Consider the following 15,760-nt stretch of genomic DNA (forward strand, 5'->3'; position numbering starts at 1 on the left):
CGGACGATGGTTGTGCGCGTACCCCTACCTCAGCGCCCCAGACGCCCGCGCACCATACCCACGAGGGAGTTGAGCTCCTCGATTCGCATGCGGCGCGCTGCGATGTAGAAGACGCCGAGAAGTACGACTCCGCCGGCCACCAGCGCGGCGAAGGAACCGATCACGCCCTGACCCAGAGTGTGGCCGATGCCGAAACAAGCCGCACCACTGAGCAGAGCGGCCGGTACGGACGCGATGCACAGTCGCGCGTAGGTACGGGTGACGCGGGTGCCGTCCAGGTCGCCGCCGAGCCGCTTGCGCAGCCGCTTCCAGGCGACCCCTACGCCGATCGCGTAGGCGAGGCCGTAGGAGGCGGCCATGCCGGCCACCGCCCAGCGGGCCGGCAGCAGGACGTAACAGGTGACCGAGGCGCCCGCGTTGACCGCGGCGACGATGACGGTGTTGTAGAAGGGGGTACGGGTGTCCTCGTAGGCGTAGAACGCGCGCAGGACGACGTACTGCACCGAGTACGGGATCAGGCCGAGGCCGAAGGCCATCAGCATGAACCCCATGTTGGTGGCTTCGCTGGTGCCAGAGGAACCGAAGATCAGGGTGCACATCGGGATGCCGAGCGCCAAGAAACCGAAGGCGATGGGCACGATCGCCACGGCCGTCGTCCGCAGACCCTGGGAGATGTCGTCACGGACGGCGCCGGCGTCGTCCTCGGCGGCCGAGCGGGAGATCCGTGGCAGCAGGGCCGCCATCAGGGAGACCGTGATGATGGCCTGCGGCAGGCCCCAGATCAGCTGGGCGTTGGCGTAGGCGGCGAAGCCGGTGCCGTCGACCGGGGACTTCTTGCCGGCCGAGGTGGACAGCTGGGAGACGACCAGCGCGCCCGCCTGGTTGGCGAGGACGAACAGTACGGTCCACTTGGCGAGCGTGGCGGCCTTGCCGAGGCCGTGGCCCTTCCAGTCGAAGCGCAGCCGCATCCGGAAGCCGGTCTCGCGCAGGTAGGGGATCATCGCCAGGGCCTGGACCGCCAGCCCGAGCAGCACGCCGAGGCCGAGCAGCCGCTGGCCCTCGGGCGGGATGTTGGTGACCTTCATACCGGAGTGCGCGGCGGTGCCGTACACCCAGATGAACAGGCCGAGGGTGACGATGATGACGATGTTGTTGAGGACCGGGGTCCACATCATCGCGCCGAACTTGCCCCGCGCGTTGAGGACCTGACCCATCACCACGTGAATGCCCATGAAGAAGATCGAGGGCAGGAAGTAGCGGACGAAGGTGATACCGACGTCGTTGGCCGCCGGGTCGCTGGCGACCGAGTCGGACAGCAGGCGGATCAGGAAGGGCGCGGCCGCGATCGTGGCGGCGGTGAGCAGGCCCAGCGCCACCATCACGAGGGTCAGCAGACGGTTGGCGAACGCCTCACCGCCGTCCTCGTCCTCTTTCATGGCCCGCACCAGCTGCGGCACGAAGACGGAGTTGAGGCCGCCGCCGACGGTCAGGATGTAGATCATCGTCGGCAGCTGGTAGGCGACCTGGAACGTGTCACCGAGCAGACCCACTCCGAGCGCGGAGACGATCAGCGCGGAGCGGACGAAACCCGTGAGGCGGGAGACCATCGTGCCCGCGGCCATCACGGCACTGGACTTCAGCAGGCCGGAGGCCCGCCCGCCCTTCCTGGCCGCGGGGGCCGAGGGCGCCGCGGGAGACGCCGGAGCGGCGGGTACCGGCTCGGCGACAGGGGCCTCGGGTGTGGTCGGGGCCTGCGGGAACTGGGACGCCGCGTAGTGAGGAGCCGCGTGCTGGTTCCGGGCTGCGGAGGCCTGCGGCGCCGACGGGTACTGGCCCGAGGGCGGTGGGTACTGGCCGGCGGGGGGCGGGTACTGGCCCGCGGGACCCGGGACGGGGCGGGGGTCCGTCTGCGGGTTGCCGCCGCCCTGCTGCTGGTCCCGGAACAGATGCGCGAAGGCGTCCGGCTCGTGGCGTTCCTCACCGGAGTGCGTGACCAGATCGTCCACGCCCACGAACTGGGTGGTACGCGGGTTGTCCCCATAGGGCAGGTACTGGTTCGGGCCCTCCGGCTCCGGCGCCGGGGTCTGGGCCCACACATGCGGGTCGGGGGCGTACGGCGACTGGGCGGGCTGGCCGTACAGCGGCTGCTGCGGGTACATGCCGGGGGGCGGCGGGGGGTGCGCGGCGCGGTCGTAGAGCGCCTCGGCGACCGGGTCCTGGGCGGAGAGGTCCTGCGACCGGTAGGGGTCCTGGTCGTAGGCGTCCTGGAGGTACATGTCAGCCGCGTGCTGCGGCGGAACCTGGCCGGCCTCCGGCGGCGGCTCGGGGTAGCCCGAACCGGCCGCGCCCTGGCCGCGTTCACCGTCGTACGGCGCGTTCATGGTTACCCCACCTCATCGTCCCGGGCCACACCAGCCACGACATCGCTCAACGGTCCACTCTCTCACCCGTTCCGGACGGGTCGGCGCTTTCCGGTGCGGTGTCCGGTGTCGGGTCACTCGGCTGCTCAGGGTCGTCTGCCCCGGAGCGGGGCCCGGACTCTTCCTGGAGACGATCCTCACGAGTGTCGGGGTTCCCCGGCCGGCCGGTGTCCTCGGAGCCCTTGGCGTCCAGGGCTTCGGGGCTCTCCGGGGCCTGCGGGGCGTCGGGGGTGTCCTCGCCCGCGTCCTCGGGGCCGTCGCCTTCCTCGGCACGGCGGGCGGCCGCCCGCTTGCGCTGGGTGTACATCCGGAACCCGGCCAGCACCAGCAGCAGCACGCCGCCGCCGATGACGAGCATCACGGTGGGCGTGACCTCGGTGACCTTCACGTCGAACTGGACCGGGGCGCCGTACTCCTGGCCGTCCTCGGTGTAGAGCTGGGCGATGACCTCCACCCGGCCGTTGGCGTTGGCCGACGTGGAGAACTTCACGGACTGGGTGTGGCCGCCGGAGACCTCGACCGGCTGTTCGTAGTAGGCCTTGCCGCCGATCTCCAGTCGGGTCGGCATCGTCGAGGTGAGTCGCAGGACGAGGTGGCCGACGCCCTGGACCAGGTTGTTCTGGACGGTCACCGGGATGGTGGCGCTGCGGCCGGAGAGCTTGGTCTCGGATTTGTCGATCAGCTTGACCTGACCGGTGAGGCTGTCGAGCCAGGACTCCACGCTGGTGCGGAAACTGTCGGCCTCGCTGCCGCGGCCCCGCCACGACGTGGACATCTCACGGTTTATGGCCCGCCCGAAGGGGGTCACCACCCGGGACTGGTTGGTGAGGACCACCTGGAAGTTGTCGAGCTTGTCCTGGGTGCGGGCGATCTGCTCGAAGGCCGTCCGGGGCAGCTCCCGCTTGCGCAGCGAGGAGGGGTAGGCGGACGACGAGGGGATCTTCGTGGTCGCGCCGGGGTCGGGCTTGTCCTTGGCCGCCGTCGCGAGGTCCTGGGACCTTGACCAGTTACTGGCCTGCAATGTGGTGATCGCCGTCGCCATCGCCTGGACCTGGCTCGCCGACGGCATTCGCTGCGGGGCGATGACGATGCTGCGCTGTTTGTCCGTCTGGGTGTTCAGCGCCAGGCTCTGGGCCAGGAACCGCTGCACCGCGAGGGTGGCGGAGTCGGCCGTCGTCAGATCGCCCTGGAAGGCCGTGGACAGTCGTGCGTCCGCGACCACCGCCGTCGTCCCGCCACCGATCGGACGCGCCGCCGAGGGCGTGTACGGCAGCCCGCCCGTCTCCTGGAGGCTGTCACTGCGGGCGATCACCTTGTCGGCGCCCGCCGAGGTGGCGACTTTGATGATCGACGGGTCGACGGCACCGTTCACGGGCCATGCGAAGTCCGTGCTCGGTGTGACATGGAGCACAGTCTCCACGGTGGTGGCGGCGACGTCGGTGGCGTCCTTGAGGTGACTCAGCGATCCGGTGACGCTGGTGCCGTTGTGGGCGAGGGAGGCCAGGTCCGGGTCGGCGAAGGGCAGGGCCACGACCTCCTTGTCCGCCACCGCGTCCTGGAGGTCGGCCAGGAACTGCTTGGCCACCGCCTGGTGGGTGCCTGCCGTGGTGGTGTCCCCGGCGCCCTGGACCCGGTAGCTGCGGGTCATCGCGTCCACGGAGGCCAGCAGATCCGGGTCGATCACCCAGGTGACGTCCAGGTCCTTGCCGAGCGCCAGCATCTGCGCCAGCCGGCCGCCGGGCGAGATCTCCTTGGCGAGGTCGTCATTGAGGAAGACCGGCGTCTGCAGCTCGCCCGCGCCCGTCTTCGCCGTCACATGGACGGTGGAGATCAACGGCCACAGGAACGTGGTCCTGGTCTGTGTGTCGGCCTCTGAGGACTGCCAGGGCAGAAACGTCCGCTGGATGCCGAGTACCTGGTCCCACGGCTGTGCGGACGTCTGGCCGGAAAGCGAGACACCGAACGGGTAGACGCCGTCCGGGCCGAGGTCGAGCTTGTCGACCGGCACCGAGATGCTGAAGTGCTCCGCGACGCCCGGGGCGAGCGAGTCGAAGTCCTCGGTGTACTTGCCGCCGATCGCGGTGCCGAGGCTCGACTGGAGGTCGTCGGGGTGCCGGGCCGCGGAGTCGATCGCGGAGCGTGCGCTGAGCCGAGAACCCACGCGCAGGTCCACCTGGGCGTCCGTGACGGCCTGCTTGCCGTTGTTGGTCACCGTGCCGGAGACCGTCAGCGTGTCCCCGTCGCTGGGGGCGCTGGGACTGAGCGAGTCCAGGGCGACGGACACCGTGTCGGAGTCGGCCGCCTGCGCCGGCACCGCGGCGGGCAACTGCACCAGTGCGGCCAGCAGGGGCGCACCCGCGAGCAGTGCCCCGGTGCGCCGCAGCCAGCGACGGGCAGGTGAGGGCGTCCCCTGGAAGTCTGCCGCCTCGGCCACGCGCTCGTCCGTCCCTCGTCATCGTCAGTGGTCGTCGGAATGTGCGTCCACGCATGGTAACGAGGCGCGCTGAGCGGAAGTGCCGCGGTCTGCTCCACAAGATCGGGGGAGGAGGCCGGCCCGTCCCCTATGTCCAGTATCGTCGGGAGACTCATGTAAGCGCGGAGCGCTGCCCTTGTGAGGGTATGGAGTGAGCTGTCCCACGCCCCGTGTATGGCGGCTCTGTGTGGGGCGCTGCCGGAATATGGAGGCGCTTCGGGCCGCCCGGGCCACGTACCCTGTTCTGTTGTGCCGAACGCCAATGAAGACACTCCTTCCTCTGCCCTGAGCCAGGCGCAGCAGCGCGCGGTGAGCGAGCTGCTGCGGGTGGCGCCCGTCGCCGACGACCTCGCACGCCGATTTCAGGAGGCCGGGTTCTCGCTTGCCCTGGTCGGCGGCTCGGTCCGGGACGCACTGCTGGGACGGCTCGGCAACGACCTGGACTTCACCACCGACGCCCGCCCCGAGGACGTACTGAAGATCGTCCGGCCCTGGGCGGACGCCCTCTGGGAGGTCGGTATCGCCTTCGGCACGGTCGGCGCGCAGAAGGACGGCTACCAGATCGAGGTGACCACCTACCGCTCCGAGGCGTACGACCGCACCTCGCGCAAGCCCGAGGTGTCGTACGGCGACTCCATCGAGGAGGACCTCGTCCGACGCGACTTCACGGTCAACGCCATGGCGGTGGCGCTGCCGGAGAAGGAGTTCATCGACCCGCACGGCGGCCTGGTGGACCTGGCGGCTCGGATGCTGCGGACTCCGGGGACGCCCGAGGACTCCTTCTCGGACGACCCGCTGCGGATGATGCGTGCCGCCCGCTTCGCGGCCCAGCTCGACTTCGAGGTGGCACCCGAGGTCGTTGCCGCGATGAAGGACATGGCGGGGCGTCTGGAGATCGTCTCGGCCGAGCGGGTCCGGGACGAGCTGAACAAACTGATCCTCTCGGCTCATCCCCGCAAGGGGCTGACGTTGCTCGTCGACACCGGCCTCGCCGACCATGTCCTGCCCGAGCTCCCCGCCCTGCGCCTGGAGAGCGATGAGCATCACCGGCACAAGGACGTCTACGACCACACGCTGATCGTCCTCGAGCAGGCCATGGCGCTGGAGGAGAACGGTCCCGATCTGACCCTCCGCCTCGCCGCGCTGCTGCACGACATCGGCAAGCCACGCACCCGCCGTTTCGAGAACGACGGCCGCGTCTCGTTCCATCACCACGAGGTGGTCGGCGCGAAGATGACGAAGAAGCGCATGACGGCCTTGAAGTACTCCAACGAACTGGTGAAGGACGTCTCACACCTGGTCGAACTTCATCTGCGCTTCCATGGCTATGGCGCTGGGGAGTGGACGGATTCGGCGGTGCGTCGCTATGTCCGTGACGCGGGTCCCCTGCTCGACCGTCTCCACAAGCTGACCCGTTCCGACTGCACCACCCGTAACAAGCGGAAGGCAGTGGCGCTCTCCCGTGCCTACGACGGCCTGGAGGAGCGCATCGCCGACCTTCAGGAGCGGGAGGAGCTCGATGCCATCCGCCCGGACCTCGATGGCAACCAGATCATGGAGATCCTGGGAATCCGTCCGGGGCCGGAGGTCGGCAAGGCCTACAAGCACATGCTGGAGCTGCGGCTCGAGAACGGGCCGATGGAGCGCGACGCTGCGGTGGCCGCGCTCAAGGAGTGGTGGGCCGATCAGGGCTGAGCGCAGGGAACGGGTCATGTTTCACGTGAAACATGACCCGGCCGCGATGTGAAGAGGGGCGATGTTTCACGTGAAACATCGCCCCTCGCGGCGTCGGCGTCTTTGCCGCAAAAACTGGAGGGGTTCCCTGGCTCTGCTGGGACCCTCAGTGGCGCTCAAAGCGGGCCATGGCCACCGCGACCCCCGCGTAGACAAGGGCGACGGTGACGACGAGGGTGGCGGAGCGCCCGTCCGGCGGGAGCATCAGGGCGGCTACGCCTGCGGCGCCCACGAAAGCCACGTTGAAGAGCACGTCGTACACGGAGAAGATCCGGCCGCGGAAGCCGTCGTCGACGGAGGACTGGACGATGGTGTCGGTGGCGATCTTCGCGCCCTGGGTGATCAGTCCCAGGACGAAGGCGGCGACGAGCATGGGGACGGTCGTGAACGGAAGGCCCAGGGCGGGCTCCAGTACGGCGGCGGACGCGGCGCACACCACGATCCAGCGCCCGGGGCCGAACCGCCCCGCGGCCCACGGCGTCACCACGGCTGCCGCGAAGAAACCCGCGCCGGAGATCCCCAACGCCAGCCCCAGTAGCCCGAGCCCGTCGTCCGGGTCGGAGGAGAGCGCGTAGCGGCACAGCATCAGCACCAGGACGAGCAGGGCGCCGTAGCAGAAGCGCATCACCGTCATGGAGAGCAGCGCCCAGGCCGCCTCGCGACGCCGGGGTGCGGCGAGGTGCCGTATCGCCTCCATGAGGTCGCGTGCGGTGGTGACCACGGCTGTTCCCAGGCTCGGCTGTGCCTGATGCCGGTCGGGGCCGAGGAGACCGGGGGCCATGGTCAGCGAGGTGAGGGCCGCGGACAGGTACAGCGTTGCGCCCAGCAGCACCACTGCGGCATCGGAGTCCGAGGCCAGCAGCCGTACGGCGAAGGTGAGGCCGCCGCCAGCCGTCGCGGCCAGGGTTCCCGCGGTCGGGGACAGGGAATTGGCCAGCACCAGACGTTCGGTGTCGACGACGCGCGGGAGGGCGGCGGACAGTCCCGAAAGGACGAAGCGGTTGACGGCCGTGACGCACAGGGCGGAGACGTAGAAGAGCCAGTCGGGGACATGGGTGGCCATCAGGACGGCGGTGACCGCGGCCAGTAGCGCTCGCAGCAGATTGCCGTAGAGGAAGACCTGGCGGCGGCGCCAGCGGTCCAGCAGGACCCCGGCGAAGGGGCCCACGAGGGAGTACGGGAGGAGCAGGACGGCCATGGCCGAGGCGATCGCGGCCGGTGAGGTCTGTTTCTCCGGGGAGAAGACGACATAGGCGGCGAGCGCGACCTGGTAGACGCCGTCCGCGCCCTGGGAGAGCAGACGGACGGCGAGCAGACGGCGGAAGTTCCGCAGGCGCAGCAGGACACGCAGGTCGCGGACGACGGGCATGGGGCACAGCCTCACACACGGGGAGAGTCCCCGGGTCGGGGGACCCGGGGACTCTCACAGCCCTGGCAGGAGCGTTTTTTTGCGAGCGACGGACGTCAGCGCTCGACGTCGCCGCGGATGAACTTCTCGACGTTCTCGCGGGCCTGGTCGTCGAAGTACTGGACCGGCGGGGACTTCATGAAGTAGCTCGACGCGGAGAGGATCGGGCCACCGATACCGCGGTCCTTGGCGATCTTCGCGGCGCGCAGGGCGTCGATGATGACACCCGCGGAGTTCGGGGAGTCCCAGACCTCGAGCTTGTACTCCAGGTTCAGCGGGACGTCACCGAAGGCACGGCCCTCGAGGCGGACGTAGGCCCACTTGCGGTCGTCGAGCCAGGCGACGTAGTCGGACGGGCCGATGTGGACGTTCTTCTCGCCGAGGTCCCGGTCGGGGATCTGGGAGGTCACGGCCTGCGTCTTGGAGATCTTCTTGGACTCCAGGCGCTCGCGCTCGAGCATGTTCTTGAAGTCCATGTTGCCGCCGACGTTCAGCTGCATCGTGCGGTCCAGGACGACACCCCGGTCCTCGAACAGCTTGGCCATCACGCGGTGCGTGATGGTGGCGCCGACCTGCGACTTGATGTCGTCGCCGACGATCGGGACGCCCGCCTCGGTGAACTTGTCCGCCCACTCCTTGGTGCCGGCGATGAAGACCGGGAGGGCGTTGACGAAGGCGACCTTGGCGTCGATGGCGCACTGGGCGTAGAACTTCGCCGCGCTCTCGGAACCGACGGGCAGGTAGCAGACGAGAACGTCGACCTGCTTGTCCTTGAGGATCTGGACGACGTCGACCGGCTCGGCCTCGGACTCCTCGATGGTCTCGCGGTAGTACTTACCGAGACCGTCGAGGGTGTGGCCGCGCTGGACGGTGACACCGGTGTTGGGCACGTCGCAGATCTTGATGGTGTTGTTCTCGGAGGCGCCGATGGCGTCCGCCAGGTCGAGGCCGACCTTCTTGGCGTCCACGTCGAACGCGGCGACGAACTCGATGTCCTTGACGTGGTAGTCGCCGAACTGGACGTGCATCAGCCCGGGGACCTTCGACGCCGGGTCGGCGTCCTTGTAGTACTCGACTCCCTGCACCAGCGACGCGGCGCAGTTGCCCACACCGACGACGGCTACGCGAACCGAACCCATTCCGGTTGCTCCCTGTGTGTACGAGTGAGGCCCTGAACGGGTCTCACGTGGCGGTGTCGTCGGGCGAATCCGGCCGGGGGATGTCCCCGGACCGGGGCAGGACGCCCGGCGCTCCATTGGTGGTGTTCTTCTGAGCGGACTCTCCGGAAGCGGGACCCTTCAGGTCCCGTCCGGCCCGCTCGCTCTCGATGAGCTCGTTCAGCCAGCGCACTTCGCGCTCCACGGACTCCATTCCGTGGCGCTGGAGCTCAAGCGTGTAGTCGTCGAGGCGCTCCCTGGTGCGTGCCAGCGAGGCGCGCATCTTCTCCAGGCGCTCCTCCAGCCGGCTGCGCCGGCCCTCCAGCACGCGCATCCGCACATCACGCGAGGTCTGCCCGAAGAAGGCGAACCGTGCCGCGAAGTGCTCGTCCTCGTAGGCGTCGGGGCCGGTCTGGGAAAGGAGCTCCTCGAAATGCTCCTTACCTTCGGCCGTCAACCGGTAGACGATCTTGGCGCGGCGGCCGGCGAGCGGCGCGGCGAGGGCGTCCTCGGTGGTGTTTCCCGGTTCCTCGATCAACCAGCCGTTGGCGAGCAGCGTCTTGAGGCAGGGGTAGAGCGTCCCGTAGCTGAACGCCCGGAAGACGCCCAGTGACGTGTTGAGCCGTTTCCGCAGCTCATAGCCGTGCATCGGGGATTCGCGGAGCAGGCCGAGTACGGCGAACTCAAGGATGCCGGACCGTCGGCTCAAGGTCGCCCCCTCTCGTCTCTGATGCGCTTATCTCGCTCTGATGTATCGGCTCGATACATCCTGACGATAGATCGGCGATCCCGGTGCGACAAGAGGAACGACGGTGAACGGGATCACATCACCGATTCGTAGGAGGCAACTTGCCTGATTTGGGGTGAACTTCGGGGCTCGACGGGTTTTGGTGGTGCGTAGTCTGTGCGGCATGCACACCACCGGGAACCAAGTGACGCCTGGGGGGCGTCCCTGTCCCCGGTGCAGTACGGGTGAATGCAGGACCGACCACATCCGTACTTCGGGGGGACCGGAAACCAGCCGCCGTTTCCAGGCGCGCACGGGTGCGCCTGCCCGAGGAGTAATCGTTCGATGAGCGAGCACCGTCGCAAACCGCCGCAGCCGCAGGGAGGCGGACGTGCCGCGGCCCGACGCGGCCAGTCCGACCCGTCCGCCGGCCGCCGTGCGGCCCCGCGAGGCGCCACCGGGTCTCCTTCCGACTCCTATGGGTCCCGTTCCTACGGGTCGGACTCCCAGGACTCGGGGGGTGAAGAGCGCCCCTACAGCGGCCGAGCCGAGGCACGCCGGGCGGCGCAGAGAAACACCGGAGGCCGCCGCAGAACGGCCGACAACGGAAGTCGCGGTCCGGGTGGTCCTGCCGGGCCGGGACGTGGCAGAGGCCGGGCGTCGACGCCGCCCGGCAAGAAGCGCATTGTCGACTACCCCAGGGCGAACAGGTTCGGATGGCGCCGCTGGGTCCCCTCCTGGAAGCTCGTCTCCGGCCTGTGCATCACCTTCTTCGGAAGCCTGGTGGCGCTGGTCGGTGTCGGATACGCCATGGTGGGCGTCCCGGACGAGAACACCGCGGCCAAGTCCCAGAACAACGTCTATTACTGGGCCGACGGCAAGCAGATGGTCGCGACGGGCACCGGCATCAACCGGCAGAACGTCACCATCGACCAGATCCCCAAGGCGATGCAGTACGCGGTGATCTCGGCGGAGAACAAGAGCTTCTACACGGACCCGGGCGTCGACTTCAAGGGAATCGCCCGCGCGCTCGTCAACATGGCCCAGGGCGGTCAGACGCAGGGTGGTTCGACGATCACCCAGCAGTTCGTCAAGAACACCTACCTCAGCCAGGACCAGACGTTCTCGCGCAAGTTCAAGGAGATGTTCATCTCCGTCAAGGTGGGCACCAAGCTCACCAAGCCGGAGATCCTCCAGGGCTACCTGAACACCTCGTACTTCGGCCGTGGCGCGTACGGCATCCAGGCCGCCGCCCAGACCTACTACGGCGTGGACGCGAATAAGCTCAGTCCGAGCCAGTGCGCTGTCCTGGCCGCCCTGCTGAAGGGTGCGACGTACTACGACCCCGCGGGCAACCCGGACATCGACGTCGCGGCCTCCAGGGACGCCAACTACAAGCGTTCGCACGACCGCTGGGGCTGGATCCTCGAGGAGATGCACAAGGACCAGCACCTCACCGACGCCGAGTACCAGGAAGCGGTCAAGAAGTACCCGATGCCCCAGGGCCGCAAGGCGACCAAGGGGATGACCGGCCAGATCAGCTACCTCGCCGACACGGCCAAGAAGTACGTCCTTGCGCACTCCAACATCACCGAGGCGCGATTCGACCAGGGCGGCTTCCAGATCTACACGACCTTCCAGAAGGACAAGGTCAACGCGCTGAGCGCGGCCGTGCAGAAAGTCCAGAAAGAGCGCCTGGATCCGAAGAAGGAGAAGGACAAGTACGTCCAGTTCGGTGCGGCGTCGGTGGTGCCCAAGGACGGCGCGATCGTCGCCCTGTACGGCGGTGCCGGCTACGAGAACAACCACTTCACCAACAACGCCGACACCTCGGGTGTCCCCGTCGGTTCGACGTGGAAGCCGTTCGTCCTGGCCGCGGCCATGGAATACGGGACGTACAAGACCGACGGCGTCGGGGTCTCACCGCTGAGCAAGTACAACGGTGACGACAATCTCAAGGTGCGGCGGCCGGACGGGACGTACTACCTGAACAAGGACAACTCGATCTTCCGGCAGAGGAACGAGAGCGGATACCCCTGGGGCTACATCAGTCTGCGCAAGGCGATGGAACAGTCGATCAACACGCCGTTCGTGCAGCTCGGCGTGGACGTCGGTATGACGAAGGTCCGGGACGTGGCCCAGGCGTCCGGGATCCTGCCGGACAGCATGTCGCAGGACCTCAACCCGTCGTTTGCCATCGGTACGTCCACCCCCAGCGCGATCCGCATGGCGGACGCCTACGCGACCTTCGCCGCGTCCGGCAAGCACACGGACCCGTACTCGGTGACCGAGGTCAAGCAGGACGGAAACCCCTTGCAGGGCTTCGGAAAGCCGAAGGTGACCTCGGCTATGTCCGCGGATATCGCGAACAACGTCACGAACACCCTGCAGAACGTGATCCAGAACGGTACGGGTAAGAACGCCAAGGCCCTCGGCCGTACGGCGGCGGGCAAGACCGGTACCACCGACAGCAACAAGTCGGCCTGGTTCGTCGGCTACACCCAGCAGCTGGCGACCTCGGTGGCGATGTTCCGGGAGAACCCGAAGGACGCCGAGCTGCTCTCCATGAACGGCACCGCCGGCGTGGCATCCATCCACGGTGGTGACATTCCGACCTCGGTGTGGACCGAGTACATGGAGTCCGCGCTGAAGGGCAAGAACGACCCGGGCTTCCCGGACGCCACCAAGATCGGTGAGGTCGCCGACGAGGCGGGAGCTCCGTCCCCGACGCCGTCCCCGAGCATCACGCCGAGCGAGACGCCGAGCGAGACGCCCAGCGCCACGCCCAGCGAGACGGCCACCTCGCCTTCGCCGACCGTGAGCGAGAGCTGCCGGTTCGCCTGGAACTGCTCGACCGACGGTGGTAACACCGGTGGCAGCACCTCGGGTACCACGTCCTCGCCGTCGGCTACGGAGTCGACCGGCGAAGGCGACACCAGAGGCAACGCCAACGGCGGAGGGAACGGGAACCTCTTCGGCGGGACGACCGGCTAGCCGCGAGGTCTGACCGGTAGGTGACCATTTCGCCCGCCGAAGTCTGTTTCACGTGAAACATGGGCCGCCGCATCCGACGAGGTGCGGCGGCCCTCGGCGTATTCCTAGAGAGGTACGGCAGGATGGGCCCCATGCCCAGTGCAGAGACGACGCCCGCGGGCGTGCGCGAGCCGGAGCCGGTGCGGCCGACCAGGGAAGACCCGGTCGCCGCGGCCGGTAGCGAGCTGATCGGTGGCCCCATCGGGCGGCGTGCGCTGCTCGGGACGTCCTGGTGGACACCGCTACGGGTCGTGGTCCTCGTGGCGATCGGCATGTTCGCCCTGGGCCTGATCCAGAAGGCGCCGTGCTACAACGGCGGCTGGTTCTTCGGCGCGAGTTCCCAGTACACCCACGCCTGCTATTCGGACATCCCGCACCTCTACCAGGGGCGGGGCTTCGCCGACGGTCTGGTGCCGTACTTCGACAAGCTCCCCGGTGACATGGACTACCTCGAATACCCGGTGCTGACCGGTGTGTTCATGGAGGTGGCCGCATGGCTCACGCCGGGCAGCGGCAGCATCCAGCTCCAGGAGCAGGTGTACTGGTTCGTCAACGCCGGGATGCTGATGATCTGCGCCGCGGTCATCGCGGTGTGCGTGGTCCGTACGCACCGCCGCCGTCCCTGGGACGGCCTGCTGGTCGCCCTGGCGCCCGCCTTCGCACTGACCGCCACCATCAACTGGGACCTCCTGGCGGTCGCTCTGACGGCCGCGGCGACGCTGATGTGGTCCCGGAGTCGTCCCGTTGCCTTCGGTGTCCTCCTGGGGCTTGCCACGGCCGCCAAGCTGTATCCCGTGTTCCTCCTGGGGCCGCTGTTTCTGCTGTGCTGGCGCGCGGGCAAATGGCGGGACTTCTTCACCGCAGCGGGAGGCGCCGTCGTCGCCTGGCTCGTCGTGAACCTTCCGGTGATGATCTTCGCCTTCGACGGCTGGTCGAAGTTCTACACGTTCAGCCAGGAACGAGGCGTCGACTTCGGCTCCTTCTGGCTGATCTGGGCGCAGAACACGACCAGTCCGCCCAGTACGGGCTTCGTGAACAACGCGGCGATGGTCCTGGTGCTGCTCTGCTTCCTGGGCATCGCCGCCCTGGCCCTCACCGCTCCGCGCCGGCCCCGCTTCGCCCAGCTGGCCTTCCTGGTGGTGGCGGCCTTCATCCTCACCAACAAGGTCTACTCCCCGCAGTACGTCCTGTGGCTGGTGCCGCTGGCCGTGCTCGCCCGGCCCAAGTGGCGGGACTTCCTGATCTGGCAGGCGTGCGAGGTGGCGTACTTCCTGGGGATCTGGATGTACCTCGCGTACACGACCAGCGGTGACGCCCACAAGGGTCTGCCGACCCACGGCTACCACTGGGCCATCGCCGTGCACCTGCTCGGCACGCTCTACCTCTGCGCGATGGTCGTTCGCGACATCCTCATGCCCGAGCGGGACGTGGTGCGGCGCTCCGGCGACGACGACCCTTCGGGCGGGGTGCTGGACGGTGCGGAGGACGTCTTCGTGCTCGGCGCGGCCGCCCGTCCCCCGCGTCACGCAGCACAGTTCGAAGGGCCGCAGGTGGAGTGGGGAATCCGAGCCTCCGAAGACAGTTCGCTCTGAGCGAACAGCCCTGGTAGAGCGAACAGCCCTGGTAGAGCGAACAGCCCTGGTAGAGCGAACAGCCAGGGGTGAGCGAACCGCCCAGGCAGAAGGAAAGGGCCGTACACGGAACCCCGTGTACGGCCCTTTCGGCGTCCTGAGAACCCGTCAGCGGTCCACGATGCGGTCGAACTGAGTGGTGGTGTGCCGCAGATGGGCCACCAGCTCCTCGCCCACCTTCGGCTCCGGAGCGTCCGTCGGCACGAACAGGATCGACACCTGCATGTGCGGCGGCTCTGCGAACCAGCGCTGCTTGCCGCCCCAGACGAACGGCGAAAGGTTCCGGTTCACCGTGGCCAGGCCGGCCCGTGCGACGCCCTTGGCGCGCGGCATGACGCCGTGCAGGGCCTTCGGGGCCTCCAGGCCCACCCCGTGCGACGTACCGCCCGCCACGACCACCAGATAGCCGTCCGAGGCCGCCTTCTGCTGCCGGTAGCCGAACCGGTCGCCCTTGGCGACGCGGGTGACGTCCAGGACCGCCCCGCGGTACTCGGTGGCGTCGTGGTCCCCCAGCCACAGCCGGGTGCCGATCCGGGCCCTGAACCGGGTCTGCGGGAACTGCTGCTGGAGCCGGGCGAGTTCGTCGGCCTTGAGGTGGCTGACGAACATCGTGTGCAGCGGCAGCCTGGCTGCGCGCAGCCGGTCCATCCAGCCGATGACCTCCTCGACGGCGTCCGATCCGTCGGTGCGGTCCAGCGGCAGATGGATGGCGAAGCCCTCCAGCCGGACGTTCTCTATGGCCGAGTGCAGCTGCGGCAGGTCCTGCTCGCTGATGCCGTGCCGCTTCATCGTGGACATCACCTCGATGACCACGCGCGCGCCCACCAGCCCGTACACGCCGTCGATCGACGAGACCGAGCGGATGACCCGGTCGGGCAGCGGAACGGGCTCCTCGCCGCGCCGGTACGGCGTCAGCACCAGCAGGTCGCCGCCGAACCAGTCCTTGATGCGCGCGGCCTCGTACGTCGTACCGACGGCGAGGACGTCCGAGCCCAGACGCGTGGCCTCTTCCGCCAGGCGTTCGTGCCCGAAGCCGTAGCCGTTGCCCTTGCAGACCGGGACGAGGCCCGGGAACTGCTCCTGCACGTGCTTGTGGTGCGCCCGCCAGCGCGCGGTGTCGACGTAGAGCGTGAGCGCCATGGCCGGACCTGGGACCTTTCTGGATGGCTGGGGTGTG

Annotated in this window: 9 protein-coding genes; 3 read left to right on the forward strand and 6 right to left on the reverse strand. The window is 68.4% G+C overall.

All coding sequences use genetic code 11. The features are described 5' to 3' along the window. Positions 1–29: 29 nt before the first annotated feature. Together murJ and ACWDGI_RS19085 are read right to left on the reverse strand one after the other, a co-directional pair. Positions 30–2,381 carry a murein biosynthesis integral membrane protein MurJ gene (murJ, locus tag ACWDGI_RS19080; protein ID WP_450760434.1) on the reverse strand — a complete coding sequence of 784 codons (2,352 nt, stop codon included), beginning with the start codon at positions 2,379–2,381 and terminating at the stop codon, positions 30–32. Positions 2,382–2,427: 46 nt separating this feature from the next. Then, positions 2,428–4,854, reverse strand: coding sequence for a DUF6049 family protein (locus tag ACWDGI_RS19085; RefSeq protein ID WP_450760435.1), 2,427 nt, complete (start codon positions 4,852–4,854; stop codon positions 2,428–2,430). Between the two features lie 288 nt (positions 4,855–5,142). Between ACWDGI_RS19085 and ACWDGI_RS19090 the strand changes: the two genes are divergently transcribed. Beyond that, complete coding sequence (locus ACWDGI_RS19090; protein WP_450760437.1) at positions 5,143–6,588, forward strand: CCA tRNA nucleotidyltransferase; 1,446 nt, start codon at positions 5,143–5,145, stop codon at positions 6,586–6,588. A 145-nt stretch (positions 6,589–6,733) separates the two neighbouring features. Here the strand turns inward: ACWDGI_RS19090 and ACWDGI_RS19095 are convergent, their stop codons facing one another. The 3 genes from ACWDGI_RS19095 to ACWDGI_RS19105 form a co-directional block, all read right to left on the reverse strand. After that, positions 6,734–7,996: an MFS transporter gene (locus ACWDGI_RS19095; protein ID WP_450760439.1), complete on the reverse strand. Its 1,263-nt coding sequence runs from the start codon at positions 7,994–7,996 to the stop codon at positions 6,734–6,736. 95 nt (positions 7,997–8,091) lie between these two features. Then, positions 8,092–9,174 (reverse strand): inositol-3-phosphate synthase, encoded by a 1,083-nt coding sequence (locus ACWDGI_RS19100; protein WP_351695835.1) that lies wholly within the window; start codon positions 9,172–9,174, stop codon positions 8,092–8,094. A gap of 43 nt (positions 9,175–9,217) precedes the next feature. Then, positions 9,218–9,901, reverse strand: a complete 684-nt coding sequence (locus tag ACWDGI_RS19105) for a PadR family transcriptional regulator (protein ID WP_450760442.1) — start codon at positions 9,899–9,901, stop codon at positions 9,218–9,220. Between the two features lie 363 nt (positions 9,902–10,264). On the opposite strand from ACWDGI_RS19105, the gene ACWDGI_RS19110 reads away from it, so the two are divergent. Both ACWDGI_RS19110 and ACWDGI_RS19115 read left to right on the forward strand, forming a co-directional pair. Then, on the forward strand, positions 10,265–12,913 hold the full coding sequence (locus ACWDGI_RS19110) for a transglycosylase domain-containing protein (RefSeq protein ID WP_450760444.1): 2,649 nt from the start codon (positions 10,265–10,267) through the stop codon (positions 12,911–12,913). Positions 12,914–13,044: 131 nt separating this feature from the next. Further along, the gene (locus ACWDGI_RS19115; RefSeq protein ID WP_450760446.1) at positions 13,045–14,544 is read left to right on the forward strand and encodes a glycosyltransferase family 87 protein; all 1,500 of its coding nucleotides are present in this window, start codon (positions 13,045–13,047) and stop codon (positions 14,542–14,544) included. 147 nt (positions 14,545–14,691) lie between these two features. Here ACWDGI_RS19115 and ACWDGI_RS19120 read toward each other — a convergent pair whose 3' ends face one another. Further along, complete coding sequence (locus ACWDGI_RS19120) at positions 14,692–15,723, reverse strand: alanine racemase (RefSeq protein WP_450760448.1); 1,032 nt, start codon at positions 15,721–15,723, stop codon at positions 14,692–14,694. Between the last annotated feature and the right edge of the window lie 37 nt (positions 15,724–15,760).

The organism is Streptomyces sp. NPDC001220 (assembly GCF_053597895.1).